Consider the following 12,321-nt stretch of genomic DNA (forward strand, 5'->3'; position numbering starts at 1 on the left):
CTCACCCTATCCATTAACAGAATATATGGCTTTTTCCAGACGCTGCTCGCTTAATGGGGGAACCATAACAGCATTTTCCCCGATGGACATCTCTTCGGTGCAGGGCAGCCATTTCCGCCCCTCTATAATATCCGATACAAAACCATCGCTGATTTCCAAGCCTATTATGTTATTGCCCATTTCCTGGTCAAAATAAACATCCGAGATGTGCCCGAGCATAAGCCCTTCCTCTGTTAGCACGGATAGATCCTTCAGTTTACAAGGCCCAAGCAAGTACGTATGTTGTATATCATGGGCCTCCATTTTACGCACAGCCTGCTGATTGCGAATCATGATCGCATCCTCACCGTAAGCAACGATGTCATCCCAAGCAACCATTTTCACGTGAGAAGAAAAAAGTCCCTTTCCTTCCAACTCGATCCCTGAGATTCGCCAATCCGCTGTCACCATAAAGTCATGTATTTTACCAATCTGCTTCCCGTCCTCCACATCGAAAACGGCAAGTCCGATCATATCTTGAAGCTTCATATATAGGGTACCTCCTCATTCTGCAATCTGAACGAAGGTGCGGTCCTTTTCCTACATGCCTGTCAGACCTTGCTTCCGTTCATGCAATGAAATGGAAAAACCGCCCCTCCCTTCTTATTAAAATGCGGAGAAATCCCTAGTACCTAGTACGCAGCCGCTTCCATATGGTTTCAATTTTCTTGGCCGTGTATTCCATTTCTTCCGTAGTATTACCCAAACCGAAGCTAAACCGAATCGCTGAATGTAAAACATCTTCAGGAAGATCCATCGCCTGCAATACATGCGATAGCTCTAAAGATCCGGAAGTGCAGGCTGATCCGCTTGCTGCTGCGATTCCTTCCATATCAAGGTTCATCAGCATGGTCTCTGTACCAATGGCCGGAAAGCTAACATTGAGAACATTAGGTAAAGAATGATCAGGGTCACCGTTAATCACAAAATTTTGGCTACCCAGAGTGTCTTCCAACCCTTTAAGCAACGTCTGGCGAAGAACCGTATCGTGCGCCCCACGCTCCTCAATGGAAGCATTAGCAAGAGTTGCGGCTTTAGCCAGCCCCGTAATACCGGCGATATTTTCTGTTCCGGCACGGCGTTTCTTTTCCTGAAGTCCCCCATGCATTAGCGGCTGAAGGCGTGTACCTTGGCGGATATACAATGCCCCAACCCCTTGCGGTCCGTTAATCTTATGACCAGACACACTCAGTAAGTCAATCGGGAGGTTCCGGCAGTCGATGGATATATGACCGAAAGCTTGAACCGCATCTACATGGAATACAACTCCATGTTCTCTCGCAATCTGCCCTACTTCTGAGATCGGCTGAATGACGCCCACCTCATTGTTGGCATACATCATGCTGATCAAAAAAGTATCTGGTCGAATGGCAGCCTCGATATCCGCAGGGTTCACGCGTCCAAACCCGTTGACCGGGACATAAGTTACCTCATACCCCGCTTTTTCCAGCTCATCACAAGCATGAAGCACTGCATGATGTTCAACCGCAGTTGTAATCATATGCCCTGAAGTACGGCCGTCTGCCGTAGCCGTCCCAAACAGGGCCAGATTATCACTTTCTGTTCCTCCGCTCGTAAAAATAATTTCTTCAGGCTTGCAGCCCAAAGAGGCCGCAACGGCATCCCGAGCAGCGCTGACGGTGCGCTTGGCATCGCGGCCAAAGGCATGAACGCTCGAAGCGTTGCCGAATTGGCCAGTCATGATGTCCATCATAGTCTGCGCAACCTCAGGATGCATAGGAGTCGATGCGGCATGATCCAGATAAATTCTGTTCATGTTATCCACCTCAAATGTAGAACATATATAAGTCGTTATCTACACAAGCATACAGGAAGCGAGTTAAAGCCGCAAGGGTAAAGGGTTTTTGCGATTTTTGAGCTAGTTACATCAACAAGAAAAAATAACGATCTACAAACCTTTTTGCGGGTAACTTACGGGTAATGATTAGAAGCCTTATTGGCATACGCCAGTAAGGCTTCTTTACAATTCACTTAATTACATTGTCTCATTGTTTTACTAAGTATATCTCCAAAGGAATTCCCTAAAAGCCATTGTCATGTTTTTTATCATTATCATTGGTCTGCAATTTCAAACAATGATTTTTCTAGCTGATCTTGCAAGTCTGTTCTTCCGTTGAAATTCTTACATATACGTCTGTCACGCTGTACACTTCCATATTTTTGATAAATATATTCATAACAAGCGGTTCGTAATTTATCAGGCATCTATGCATCACATATTATTTTTAGACAGGTTATCTGAATTCTTCCCATGTGATTAGACCTAGAAAAATATTCCTATGTTTGATAGACTACTTTTTATGAAGCAACAGAGTTCCAAGAAAGGCAGGAGTAAAAAAGAATGCCCTGTGATAAATGTGGGAAAGAAATACCCAAAGGAAGCGCCTTCTGCAATTATTGCGGAAAGGAAGTAACTATCAATATTGCACCGCAAGAAAAAACATCCGAAATTAGGAATGATGGTTCGATTCCTAAGAAGATCAGCTATAGGAAGAAAATTATTATCTCAATTGCTCCATTTCTTATTTTATGTCTTATTATCGTAAGCTATTTAATTGCTGCTCCCTATATCAGTTATATTCAGGCCAAGTCATTAATGAATAACGGTGAATTTGAGAAAGCAAATCAAGCCTTCACCAATTTGGATGGGTACAAAGATTCCGATGAGTTGATTAATGAAACCAAATATCTAAAGGCACAACACCTGCTAAAAACTAAAGAATACGAAAAGGCTATTGAAATGTTTATCAATTTAGTCAATTACAAAGATAGTGTCAAGCTAAAAACAGAATCAACATACTTACTGGCAAAGCAAAATTCCTCTCAGGATAACTACGCTTCAGCAATTGAATTACTTGAACAAATTCAAGAGTATAAAGATTCCTCTAATTTGTTACAGGAAGCGAATTACCGAGAAGGAGTAAAACAATTCGATTCGTTTCATTTTAAAGAAGCGACGAAGTTATTCACTGCCAGTGGTAACTATCAAGACTCAGGGGAATATCTGGCTAAAGCATTCTTGCTAGATCATTTTCAAGGGATTTGGAAAGATACGTCCGGCTATGAAAATCTGACTTTTAAAAACGGTGAAGTAATCAAAGTATTGTTCCCTAACTCACAGGATAAAAGCACTTATACCTGGTCAACCACTCTCATCGGTAATAAATTACACGACGATAACGGCACAATATACTACCTAAAAAACGATAAACTGATCGCAAAAGATAAAGACGCATACCTTGGTTCTACATCATTTGTTAAGACTGGAGATTACGAAGATATTCCACCAGAAAAACTTGCTCCTCAAATCGGAATGACTGAACTGGAAGTTATAGACTCCAAGTGGGGACTCCCGAAACACGTAAACAAGACCACTACTGCCTATGGTGTAAATGAACAATGGGTGTACGATCATTACAAGTACATCTATTTTGAGAACGGGATCGTAACAGCAATTCAAGACTAATTCATCATGTGTAGCCCTGGGAGAACCGAGGGCTACATTACTGCTGACACTATATCCTCCAGCTTAATCCAACTATAATCATCTTCCCCACGGAACAGTTTCACTTCACGTCTAGCAGTGTTAATTGACGTAACTACACCAGTCATAACCGTGTCGTCAAACGGGCTAAATACGGTCACGCTGACAGGCTGACGTGAGTTGTAAGACTCTATTAAAGCTTGTTCAATCAATTGTACCTCCTGGTCGTCCAACTCCGGTTTGCCTCTCCGTTGACGGTCCTTCATAAGCTTCAGGTATGCTTCCTTGTGTTCAGGGATGATGATCCGGCTGCTTTCCCATAAGCCGTTATCTTCTAATTTTTTAGACATGTATGTAGCCTCCTGTATTCTGATGTACAAATTATATTCCGAACACACGTTCCTTACAAGAGGATGAAATATAGAAAAATATCCCTTATACTGATAAACTATAAAAAAACACGAGGTGAACAATCAGATGCCAGTTTTGTTAAAAAAAATATGCCTTTCAATAGTTACAGTCTTCTTCTTTTGCTCGATTATAATCCCCCACGCATCCGCACAGAAACCTTACGAGAATTTTAATACTGTAGGTAATTGGACACTGGGCTCTGCCTTTTCGGACTTACAGCCACAGCTCAAGAACATGAAAATTGAAACAGAATATTATCAAATCGCATACAGTGGGGATGTTGCTTTCTTTGACGACAATCAATATCTTAACTTCCACAACGGAATTCTTGAATATGCAAGTGTTTATCAAAAGGGAAAAGGTATCAAAAACAAATTTGTGGTGGGCGATACAGTAAAAAAAGTCGTCGATAAACTAGGAAATCCCTTAACTAAAATGAATACATCAGATTCAATTTATTATTCCTATGGTAATGATTACACTGACCCTGAGCTGACGGTAGAAATAAGGAACGGTAAAGTAATTTCCGTGCAGCTCGAAAAAATCACAGAAGGGTTCCCGGACGAAAATAGGGCAGTTCAATACTATCTGAATAATAACAAAGATAAAATTAGTTTCATAAAATGAATGAACCCCGGAGCAATCCGGGGTTTTAATATTATGAAAACTTGTTAAAAATTCTAGTAGCTTGGCTCTTAATACCCTCTAATTTTTTCTGGGCACCTTATTGATCAAGTTGAATATAGTACGACTGTGAAGTGAAAATAATAAACGGAAGGTGTGTTTTGAATTATGTTTCAATATCGTTCGATGCATCAATCACCAGGAACCTTTACAGTCCCCACACAGCCAGCAATGCCCATCCCTCAAATTCCTTATGGAAGCAGCGGTGGTCTCAATTCAGTTAATATGACAAATATACTAGGACAATATCAACGCCCGACTGAACAACCTCCTGCACAAATGTTGAGTCTTTATCAACAATTAAAAGCAAACCCGACCTTGCTAAAAAAAGTAATTCAAATGCGCCCTCAAAATATACAACAGGCTTTGGAGATAGTTCAATCTGATGGAAGTAGCCAAGGAGGAGTTTACGATCACAGTACTCCTAGAAGCAGGGCAGTAGAAGACTATGATTATAGACCTCTTCCAGGGTTTTGTTATTTTAGATATAGCCTTATTTTTACCTGGACAGATGTATTTTTAATGTGGCCTGTGACTAATATCTTTGGTTTTGTTATAGGTTACTGTTTCTTTACACCATGCGCAGTGCCAGATAGTCAAATTATTTTTGCTTTATGTTAATTTCACAAATAATTCTAAGGCGATATCCTCTTTTTCAGAATAACGCTGATGAATAAGACATAATTAAGCTGATGAATAAGACATAATTAAAATGAAACAATAAAAAGGACTCCGTACTGGTTACATACCAGCGGAGTCCTTTTTCACATCTACTCTAAATTCAAACTGATTCCTCATGAAATAGCTTCCGTTAATCTTAATCGACTCCGGTGTAATCTTCTCCACTATTCCACCGTTGTCCACAATATCTATCAAATCCTCACCCAACGGCTGGACCACATATACTCTTACCTGGCTTAAAGCAGCTGCAAATAGTTCGATATCCGACTTTAACACTTTATATGTGTGATTCATTCTGATCACCTCAATTAGCTATTCGATGGATTGTGTAAAAACCCCTTCTATGTATAAATCCCAGTCTAGGAACGTTTGTTCTTGACCGAAATATAAATTTGTATTATTGTTCATATTAGTTGATAGGTCTGTCCGACTTGTCCGAAAAATCCACGTATAAAAATGGCATAAAAGGTGGTATAATAAGGTCTATATTCCGGCTTTGTCCGAACGGGTGGTGTTTATGAGATCCGATTTTGTAATTAAACTTATCGAGGCGTTTAACAACAACGACGATGAAAACTTTAAAAAAACGGTCCTTGAATTGTCCGAGGAGGAAAGAAAAAAAGGAAATGTTCAATTAGCAAATAAGATAACAACATCTTTAAAATCGAGAAACATAAGTCCAAGTACAAAGAAAAGAGAACCCACATTTTCACCTTCTTCAGGTCTTAAGATGTTTGAACCCACGGGTATGTATACCCCTCGGGATAAGACATCTAATAACAGTTTAATCGACTGGTACCATCCTCAAGAAGTTCAACAAGATTCGCTAATCCTAAGTAAAACAATATCAGGTCAAATTGAATATATTATTAATGAATATGAAAATCGGGATCAGTTGATCAAATTGGGGCTCAATTTTGAAAACAGACTATTGCTTTGTGGTCCTCCAGGTTGCGGAAAAACTTCTACTGCTTTTTCTCTATCTAAGTCATTGTCTTTGCCTCTAGCTTATGTTCGACTAGATAGTCTAATTTCATCCCTCTTGGGCCAAACAGGAACTAACATCAGAAAAATTTTCGAGTCAGTTGATAAGAAAAATGTGATTCTCTTTCTTGATGAATTTGATGCAATTGCAAAAAAACGTGATGATAAAAATGAATTAGGGGAATTAAAACGAGTAGTTAATACCTTACTACAGAATATTGATATGCTTTCAGACGATGTTCTCATAATTGCGGCGACTAACCATCAGGAATTACTCGATGCAGCTGTTTGGAGAAGATTTAATACAGTTTTGTATCTTGAATTACCCGATCAAGAAATGAGAGTCAATTATCTTGAAACACAACTAAAGAAATTCGAACTAAATATACAAGCGGATATTAAAAAGGTCGCTGATATTAGTAAAGGCTTTAATTTTTCTCAGCTTCATGATGTTGTTGTAAAAACCGTTAAAAATACTCTTTTTCATCAGAAAAGAATTTCAATTTCCACAGCTGATTTTGTAAAAACAATTACAAATATGCTTCTTTTATTTAATGAAAGTGCTGTGGACGCGTCGTATCTTCATTTGCTTAAAAGTAACGGCTTAACCCTAAGAGAAATCAGTGAAATAACCGGCATACCTAAATCAACCATTTCTGATCGAATTAAGGAGTTGAATAAGGTTGAATGATCGAAGAAAACCAAATAACAAAAATAAAGATCCAAAATCACATTTTTGGATACCTGATAGCGAAGTAGATCTGGTGGAATATAAACCACGATCGATACCAACACCAAGAGACATTAATCATGTTGAACACGGCACAAATTTAGCAAAAGGAATTGAAGCGATACGAAAGTCACACCGTCAAAATAAAACACCAATCTCAGATAATATAATTATTTTTAAAGTTGAACTAGAAGAAGGAGACACGATTGATGATCGAGGAGACTTCGAAAAATTATTTACGAAAAACAAGTTGATAGTTAATTCGATTAAAAAGTCCAACGTAGCAATTGTTTCAACTTCTCCTGAGAACTTAAAAGAGTTTGACCGAAAGTTGTCACAGTATACACAAAAAGATGGGAAATCTCATGATTTTTTTCAGTATATAAAATCGATTTCTTCCTACGCTTCTGAAGATAAACTTGCTCAATCGCTTAAAGACTCTAATGCGACTCAAGATGTACAAATAACTTTGATTCCTAGTTTAAAGTCTTCTGATTATGAAAAAATGATTGAGTTTCTATCTAGTAATATATTATCAGTGCAAGGTGAGTTGTTAGACAACGTTATACTTCAAAACAATACACCTGTACTACGAGCGCTTATTCCTTCCAGCGGACTAAAAGTATTGGCTGATCAAGAAATAGTTCTCGAAATAGGAAAAACACCTTTTTTCAAAACTGAAACTGAAGGTGGTGGTCAGGCTGAAATTGATTTGGACGATGTAAAAATCGAATTTTTACGTGACCCTAAGGAACTACCAATAATTTGCATACTAGATGACGGGGTATCTTTACCCGAGAGCATGAGTGATTGTATTGCAGGTGAGTATATATCTGAAGATTTAGAGTTTGCTCCAACCTGCGAACATGGTACAAAGGTTGCAAGTAGGGCAATTTTTGGTGATGATATAGACACTCAAGTATTAAACAAACAACTTATACCAAAGGTCCGAATAATCGATGCTGCAATTAGTGATGGGCTAACACCCTTAGATGAACCCACTCTTATCAAGAGGATACGTTCAGCTGTTGAAAACATTAAAGATCAAGCAAAAATATTTTGTTTAGCATTAAATCAGCAAGATTCACTATCTGGGGACTTCATCAGTAATTTAGCTTTTGAACTTGATTCTTTGACAAAGAAATATACGGATTATGGCATTCAATTTGTGGTACCTACAGGAAATCATAAATTATGGTCTTATTATTCATCATTGGATGATATCATAGATGATGATGCGTCGAGAATGGCAGCACCCAGTGAATCTTTTTACGCTCTCACTGTTGGTTCTATATCGAGAGATAACCATCCGGATAGCATTTCAGGTAGAGATGAATTATCCCCCTTTAGTAGAATTGGCTTCGGATTTGCTGGTTCACCAAAACCGGATTTAGTCTACCCAGGCGGCAATGTTTATATTAAAGATAATAAAGGATTTATATCTGCAAATTGCGCCGCCTATGTTATAAATAATGAAGGGAAATTAACCCAAGAATTTGGGACAAGTTTCTCGACGCCATTAGCAGCACAAGAATTAGCCTTGCTTACAGAACATATCCCTGAAAATGATATAATGATAGCAAAAGCACTTCTACTTCATCATGCCGAAACGCCCCATATTGACTCTTATAATTCATCTCAAGATTTTAGAGAGCTACATTCAAAACTGTATGGAAAAGGAATCGGAAATTATCTAAACTCTAAAGACTCTTATAGAAGTAGGGCTTCTTATATAAGAAAGGGTAAACTTGGTAGACTTTTAAAAGAGAGAGTAAGATTCTATATGCCATCAACCCTCTCTCAGTACTCAAACAACAAAAAGCCTGTGGTAAAGGTTTCTGTTACTTGTATTTGTTTCTCGCCCGTAAATCAAAGTATGGGCAATGAATATTTGAGAGCATATGTAGACACTTCTCTTCACACAATTAATTCGGGTAATAACATGGCAACAAGCAATCCTGCAGGTAAAGAGGGTCGAAAAAAATGGGATCATATTCATCACTTTAATCGTATTATAAAGAGTTTTAACCCTGGTGACTGGCAGATTTGGCTGCAGCTCTATAGCAAACCTGAATTAGAAAACGATGAAGAGATCGACTATATCCTAATAGTCTCAATAGAAGATTTAACAACTAATGATGTCGATGTTCATGGCGGTATTTCAATTGAAAGCCACTCTCGTTTTGAGATTCTCTCTGAAATCCACGTAGATGGTGAAAGTTTCTATAATAACGAAGAGTGATTTTAATAAATAACTTTAAGGAGATTTATACTATGAGTAAAAAAGAACAGTTTGTATTAATGATGCCTTTGATTCAAGAAAATTCGGAAGATGAAGTATATATGCCGTCATCAGCTATGAGTGGAGCGGTAAAAAATGTTCCTGTAACTTACGAGGCTCTCGCAGGATATGCAGAAGGGTTCAAGGGATTTGAGATGGATACCATTGAGATACATGTAAAAGGAATTGCCAAATCGGGCGGTTTAACTCAACTGGTCGTTGGTTTGGAAGGAGAAGCTGGGGTAAAAATCACCTTAAAAAAGAAAAAAAATTAATTCAATTTCTTCATCGATATTCATTCTACCTAAACGTAAAAACACCCTACCAGTATAAGTTGATAGGGTGTTTACTTTATATACTTACTCTGTAGTTACAGGCGCTTGTGTAGCTTCTGTCGGCGCAGGAATAGGCTCAGGTGCAGGTTGAACCTGAGCACCTGTTGTTACCTCTGCCGTAGCCTGAGCCAACAATTCGTTTACCTTGGCTGCCAAACCAGTCATTGCCTCTTTCGCTGCTGCTTGAGCTGCTTCTTCGGTGCTAACCTTGGCTGCTACATCTGCTATAGTGGCTTCCTCCGTACTAATGGGCTTTTGCTTCGTTTTGGCTTTATAGTCCAGGTACGCCTTTTCAATCGCCGCTTGGACTTCCACTGGAGTGAGTGTGATTCCCTTTTGCTCCAACTGTCCGGTTACATAGGACAAAGCCTCCTGAAGTTTCTTAGGCCCATCAGCTTCTTTATAGGCTGTCTTCGCCAAGGAAAATCCTTCCTCAGCCAGCTTATGCAACAAGACTCGCTGTGACTCCGTTGTACGTGCATCTATCCACGTGTTGGCCTTTACCTTAATCGTGTTAAGTCCAGCGATAACAATGGCTGTCAGGACTCCTAAAATAGCTGTAGCAATGGTACTTACATATGGTTGTACAGTTTCGATAATAGTTTGCATATAAAATCCCCCTCTTATTGTTTCGGCAGACCTGCGGCAGAACGCAGATAATTAGCCAGATTATTGAAATGTTGCATTTGTTCCTTGTCATCAGCTTGTTTAGCCTTGAACCAAGCTGGTTGAAGCCACCGGAAGATAATCTCTTGTGCATTGGATTTAAACAGCTTCACAGCTCCAGCAAGCGGCAGATTCTTTTCGTTCAACCCGGCCGCCGCCCGAAGGTTATTGGCTAGGTTGTGAAAATGTGTCTTGCCTTCCGGATCATTGGCCTTTTGGCTTGCGAACCAAGCTGGAGAAACATAGTTATCAATTAAAGATTGAGCGATGTACACGGGCAACGGTGTGAAGTCCAGCGCAGCAGGAGCCACAGAAGCGCCTTTAAGCTCTGCTTCAACGTCATAGACTAAATCCTTGAGCGTTTTCCCAATCGTCCCCAGAGCTTGGTCTACGTCCCTCTTACGTGATGGATCAAGCTGCTTATGACTCGGTATGTGTGTCCGTGGGTTTATGCTCCATTTGTTGCAACAGTAGGCCAGGTACCATACATAGCGTTTGTAAGCCTCCAAGGTGTCGATCTTGCCGCCGAAGCACAGTTCCACGCCCAACGCTATATCATTCGCATCGTCGCCGTACAGTTCGTTATCCGTGGTTACGTTGTACAATACGTGCCAAGCTTTCTCAGCTGCGTCTGGTCCGGTTCCGGTCGGGATGATCTCCAGAATCTTTTTGTCATCCACAAAAGTTTGAGCTGATGCGGATCTGTCTTTCAAATCCTGAAAGTAGGTGTAATGGTTATCCGCTGACGCTCCTGGATTACCCGTGTCGTGTGCAACTAAAAAGACCGGATTCCCGCTTGTTAGGCGAGTACCCGGTCTTACGTTATGGCGCTTGTTTATGTAGCGCCGTTCAATCGTGTATTTATTTGGATTAAACAAGTATCACAATCCCCCTTTTACAAAAACCGCTGTAACAATAGCGATTATGGTCCCGCCCAATACAAAGGTCAGGAAATTAAACCACTGTTTATTATTCGTCGTTCGTTCCTTAACGCTATCCTGCTGCGTTTGCTGGAGCCAGCTAAACAGTTTCATTTCCAGCGTGTCGATCTTAGTCATTACCTGATCAAATTGTAGTTGCATCATGCGCGTTGAATCTTTAAGTTGACGGATTTCCTCATCATGCCTACCCTGTGTCTGCTCGACCAATTTGAAACGCGCCCCATCCGATACGGCCTGAGCAGACAACCTAGCAAATTCCCCACTTAGATTCTGTAGTTGAACTGTTAACTCTTCTGTTTTCGTGTGCAATTGTTCAATCGCCATCACGTCTCCTTCCGGCATACCCTTTCCCCCGTCTCTATCTATTTTTGCTCAGGAAAATTTTCCTGTCTTACTCATCCCGTTTTTCTAATGGTGTGCCATCCACGTCTAATCCCCAACTTGCTAGATATGCTCTAACAGGTTCCTTTTGTATATCTGGTACCTGAGCAAACGTCTTTATGCCTTTCATGATTAGAGATCCATATATGGCTGCCACGTTAATCACCTCCCCTCTTTAAGAACTTTAAGCTCCGCCTGCATAGCAAGCATTTGCTCATACATATCCGCCATTGCAATCTGCGTATTTGTAAGTTCTTCACGAAGTTTCGGCTGCGGTTCTGGCTGTTTGGTTAGCTCCGCTATCTGTTCTGGAGTGAGTCCTTCTGTCCATAGATTTTCTGGCTCTTTAGGTGCAACATATACAGGCTGCTCCTCTGTAATCCTGCCCTTAGCCTGCCAATCGTTTAGCGCGGCTATATATGACTCCTGAGCCTCGTAAACTGCACCTTCATAAGCCATCCATGCAGCAAGGTCGAATTTTGGCTTAAACAACCCGGTTGTTGTAATTGGTACACTTACGGTATATCCAATAGGCTCCGGCTTTTGAGGGTTCACTATATCACCCTGCTCTCCAACGGATTCGGCATAAAAAGGGACGACACCCGAAAAGGCATCGTCCACTTCTACGTCTTCCATATAGAGGCCATCTGTATTTACTTTAGCGGCTGCTTTCATTTGTTGCC

At 40.2% G+C, this 12,321-nt stretch carries 15 protein-coding genes; 6 read left to right on the top strand and 9 right to left on the bottom strand.

The features are described 5' to 3' along the window. Window positions 1-6 precede the first annotated feature (6 nt). Both MKY98_RS19130 and MKY98_RS19135 read right to left on the bottom strand, forming a co-directional pair. Window positions 7-528, bottom strand: a complete 522-nt coding sequence (locus MKY98_RS19130) for a PRC-barrel domain-containing protein (RefSeq protein WP_029515728.1) — start codon at window positions 526-528, stop codon at window positions 7-9. Between the two features lie 136 nt (window positions 529-664). Continuing rightward, window positions 665-1,816 carry a cysteine desulfurase family protein gene (locus MKY98_RS19135; RefSeq protein WP_029515729.1) on the bottom strand — a complete coding sequence of 384 codons (1,152 nt, stop codon included), beginning with the start codon at window positions 1,814-1,816 and terminating at the stop codon, window positions 665-667. Between the two features lie 585 nt (window positions 1,817-2,401). Here MKY98_RS19135 and MKY98_RS19140 point away from each other — a divergent pair. Then, window positions 2,402-3,526 carry a zinc-ribbon domain-containing protein gene (locus tag MKY98_RS19140; protein ID WP_341011093.1) on the top strand — a complete coding sequence of 375 codons (1,125 nt, stop codon included), beginning with the start codon at window positions 2,402-2,404 and terminating at the stop codon, window positions 3,524-3,526. A gap of 32 nt (window positions 3,527-3,558) precedes the next feature. On the opposite strand, the gene MKY98_RS19145 is transcribed toward MKY98_RS19140, so the two are convergent. After that, window positions 3,559-3,894: a YolD-like family protein gene (locus MKY98_RS19145; protein WP_341011095.1), complete on the bottom strand. Its 336-nt coding sequence runs from the start codon at window positions 3,892-3,894 to the stop codon at window positions 3,559-3,561. A gap of 127 nt (window positions 3,895-4,021) precedes the next feature. Between MKY98_RS19145 and MKY98_RS19150 the strand changes: the two genes are divergently transcribed. Together MKY98_RS19150 and MKY98_RS19155 are read left to right on the top strand one after the other, a co-directional pair. Further along, the gene (locus MKY98_RS19150) at window positions 4,022-4,582 is read left to right on the top strand and encodes a hypothetical protein (RefSeq protein ID WP_341011096.1); all 561 of its coding nucleotides are present in this window, start codon (window positions 4,022-4,024) and stop codon (window positions 4,580-4,582) included. A 165-nt stretch (window positions 4,583-4,747) separates the two neighbouring features. Then, window positions 4,748-5,260, top strand: a complete 513-nt coding sequence (locus MKY98_RS19155; protein ID WP_341011097.1) for a hypothetical protein — start codon at window positions 4,748-4,750, stop codon at window positions 5,258-5,260. Between the two features lie 120 nt (window positions 5,261-5,380). On the opposite strand, the gene MKY98_RS19160 is transcribed toward MKY98_RS19155, so the two are convergent. Beyond that, window positions 5,381-5,614, bottom strand: coding sequence for a hypothetical protein (locus MKY98_RS19160; protein ID WP_341011099.1), 234 nt, complete (start codon window positions 5,612-5,614; stop codon window positions 5,381-5,383). Window positions 5,615-5,837: 223 nt separating this feature from the next. Here MKY98_RS19160 and MKY98_RS19165 point away from each other — a divergent pair, with 223 nt between their 5' ends. Genes MKY98_RS19165 through MKY98_RS19175 form a run of 3 tightly spaced genes read left to right on the top strand, consistent with a single transcriptional unit; the run spans window position 5,838 to window position 9,590 of the window. Next, the gene (locus tag MKY98_RS19165; RefSeq protein ID WP_341011101.1) at window positions 5,838-6,995 is read left to right on the top strand and encodes an AAA family ATPase; all 1,158 of its coding nucleotides are present in this window, start codon (window positions 5,838-5,840) and stop codon (window positions 6,993-6,995) included. Continuing rightward, a complete protein-coding gene (locus MKY98_RS19170) occupies window positions 6,988-9,276 on the top strand; it encodes a S8 family peptidase (protein ID WP_341011103.1) in 2,289 nt (762 codons plus the stop codon). Before MKY98_RS19165 ends, MKY98_RS19170 begins: the two co-directional genes overlap by 8 nt. Before the next feature lie 32 nt (window positions 9,277-9,308). Continuing rightward, window positions 9,309-9,590: a hypothetical protein gene (locus tag MKY98_RS19175; protein WP_341011105.1), complete on the top strand. Its 282-nt coding sequence runs from the start codon at window positions 9,309-9,311 to the stop codon at window positions 9,588-9,590. Between the two features lie 84 nt (window positions 9,591-9,674). Here MKY98_RS19175 and MKY98_RS19180 read toward each other — a convergent pair whose 3' ends face one another. Genes MKY98_RS19180 through MKY98_RS19200 form a run of 5 tightly spaced genes read right to left on the bottom strand, consistent with a single transcriptional unit; the run spans window position 9,675 to window position 12,313 of the window. Then, window positions 9,675-10,259 carry a phage holin gene (locus tag MKY98_RS19180; protein ID WP_341011107.1) on the bottom strand — a complete coding sequence of 195 codons (585 nt, stop codon included), beginning with the start codon at window positions 10,257-10,259 and terminating at the stop codon, window positions 9,675-9,677. A 14-nt stretch (window positions 10,260-10,273) separates the two neighbouring features. Next, on the bottom strand, window positions 10,274-11,194 hold the full coding sequence (locus tag MKY98_RS19185; protein ID WP_341011109.1) for a peptidoglycan recognition protein family protein: 921 nt from the start codon (window positions 11,192-11,194) through the stop codon (window positions 10,274-10,276). Window positions 11,195-11,197: 3 nt separating this feature from the next. Next, window positions 11,198-11,599 carry a hypothetical protein gene (locus MKY98_RS19190; RefSeq protein WP_341011110.1) on the bottom strand — a complete coding sequence of 134 codons (402 nt, stop codon included), beginning with the start codon at window positions 11,597-11,599 and terminating at the stop codon, window positions 11,198-11,200. 49 nt (window positions 11,600-11,648) lie between these two features. After that, window positions 11,649-11,795 (bottom strand): CD1375 family protein, encoded by a 147-nt coding sequence (locus tag MKY98_RS19195; protein ID WP_341011111.1) that lies wholly within the window; start codon window positions 11,793-11,795, stop codon window positions 11,649-11,651. A gap of 5 nt (window positions 11,796-11,800) precedes the next feature. After that, window positions 11,801-12,313 (bottom strand): hypothetical protein, encoded by a 513-nt coding sequence (locus MKY98_RS19200; protein ID WP_341011114.1) that lies wholly within the window; start codon window positions 12,311-12,313, stop codon window positions 11,801-11,803. Between the last annotated feature and the right edge of the window lie 8 nt (window positions 12,314-12,321).

The organism is Paenibacillus sp. FSL M8-0228, assembly GCF_038007385.1.
Classification (GTDB): Bacteria; Bacillota; Bacilli; order Paenibacillales; family Paenibacillaceae; genus Paenibacillus; species Paenibacillus polymyxa_D.

What these genes read in the sequence shown, in the direction of transcription:
- MKY98_RS19130 (WP_029515728.1), bottom strand. Translation starts at nt 528, where the DNA reads ATGAAGCTTCAAGATATGATCGGACTTGCCGTTTTCGATGTGGAGGAC.
- MKY98_RS19135 (WP_029515729.1), bottom strand. Translation starts at nt 1,816, where the DNA reads ATGAACAGAATTTATCTGGATCATGCCGCATCGACTCCTATGCATCCT.
- MKY98_RS19140 (WP_341011093.1), top strand. Translation starts at nt 2,402, where the DNA reads ATGCCCTGTGATAAATGTGGGAAAGAAATACCCAAAGGAAGCGCCTTC.
- MKY98_RS19145 (WP_341011095.1), bottom strand. Translation starts at nt 3,894, where the DNA reads ATGTCTAAAAAATTAGAAGATAACGGCTTATGGGAAAGCAGCCGGATC.
- MKY98_RS19150 (WP_341011096.1), top strand. Translation starts at nt 4,022, where the DNA reads ATGCCAGTTTTGTTAAAAAAAATATGCCTTTCAATAGTTACAGTCTTC.
- MKY98_RS19155 (WP_341011097.1), top strand. Translation starts at nt 4,748, where the DNA reads ATGTTTCAATATCGTTCGATGCATCAATCACCAGGAACCTTTACAGTC.
- MKY98_RS19160 (WP_341011099.1), bottom strand. Translation starts at nt 5,614, where the DNA reads ATGAATCACACATATAAAGTGTTAAAGTCGGATATCGAACTATTTGCA.
- MKY98_RS19165 (WP_341011101.1), top strand. Translation starts at nt 5,838, where the DNA reads ATGAGATCCGATTTTGTAATTAAACTTATCGAGGCGTTTAACAACAAC.
- MKY98_RS19175 (WP_341011105.1), top strand. Translation starts at nt 9,309, where the DNA reads ATGAGTAAAAAAGAACAGTTTGTATTAATGATGCCTTTGATTCAAGAA.
- MKY98_RS19180 (WP_341011107.1), bottom strand. Translation starts at nt 10,259, where the DNA reads ATGCAAACTATTATCGAAACTGTACAACCATATGTAAGTACCATTGCT.
- MKY98_RS19190 (WP_341011110.1), bottom strand. Translation starts at nt 11,599, where the DNA reads ATGCCGGAAGGAGACGTGATGGCGATTGAACAATTGCACACGAAAACA.
- MKY98_RS19200 (WP_341011114.1), bottom strand. Translation starts at nt 12,313, where the DNA reads ATGAAAGCAGCCGCTAAAGTAAATACAGATGGCCTCTATATGGAAGAC.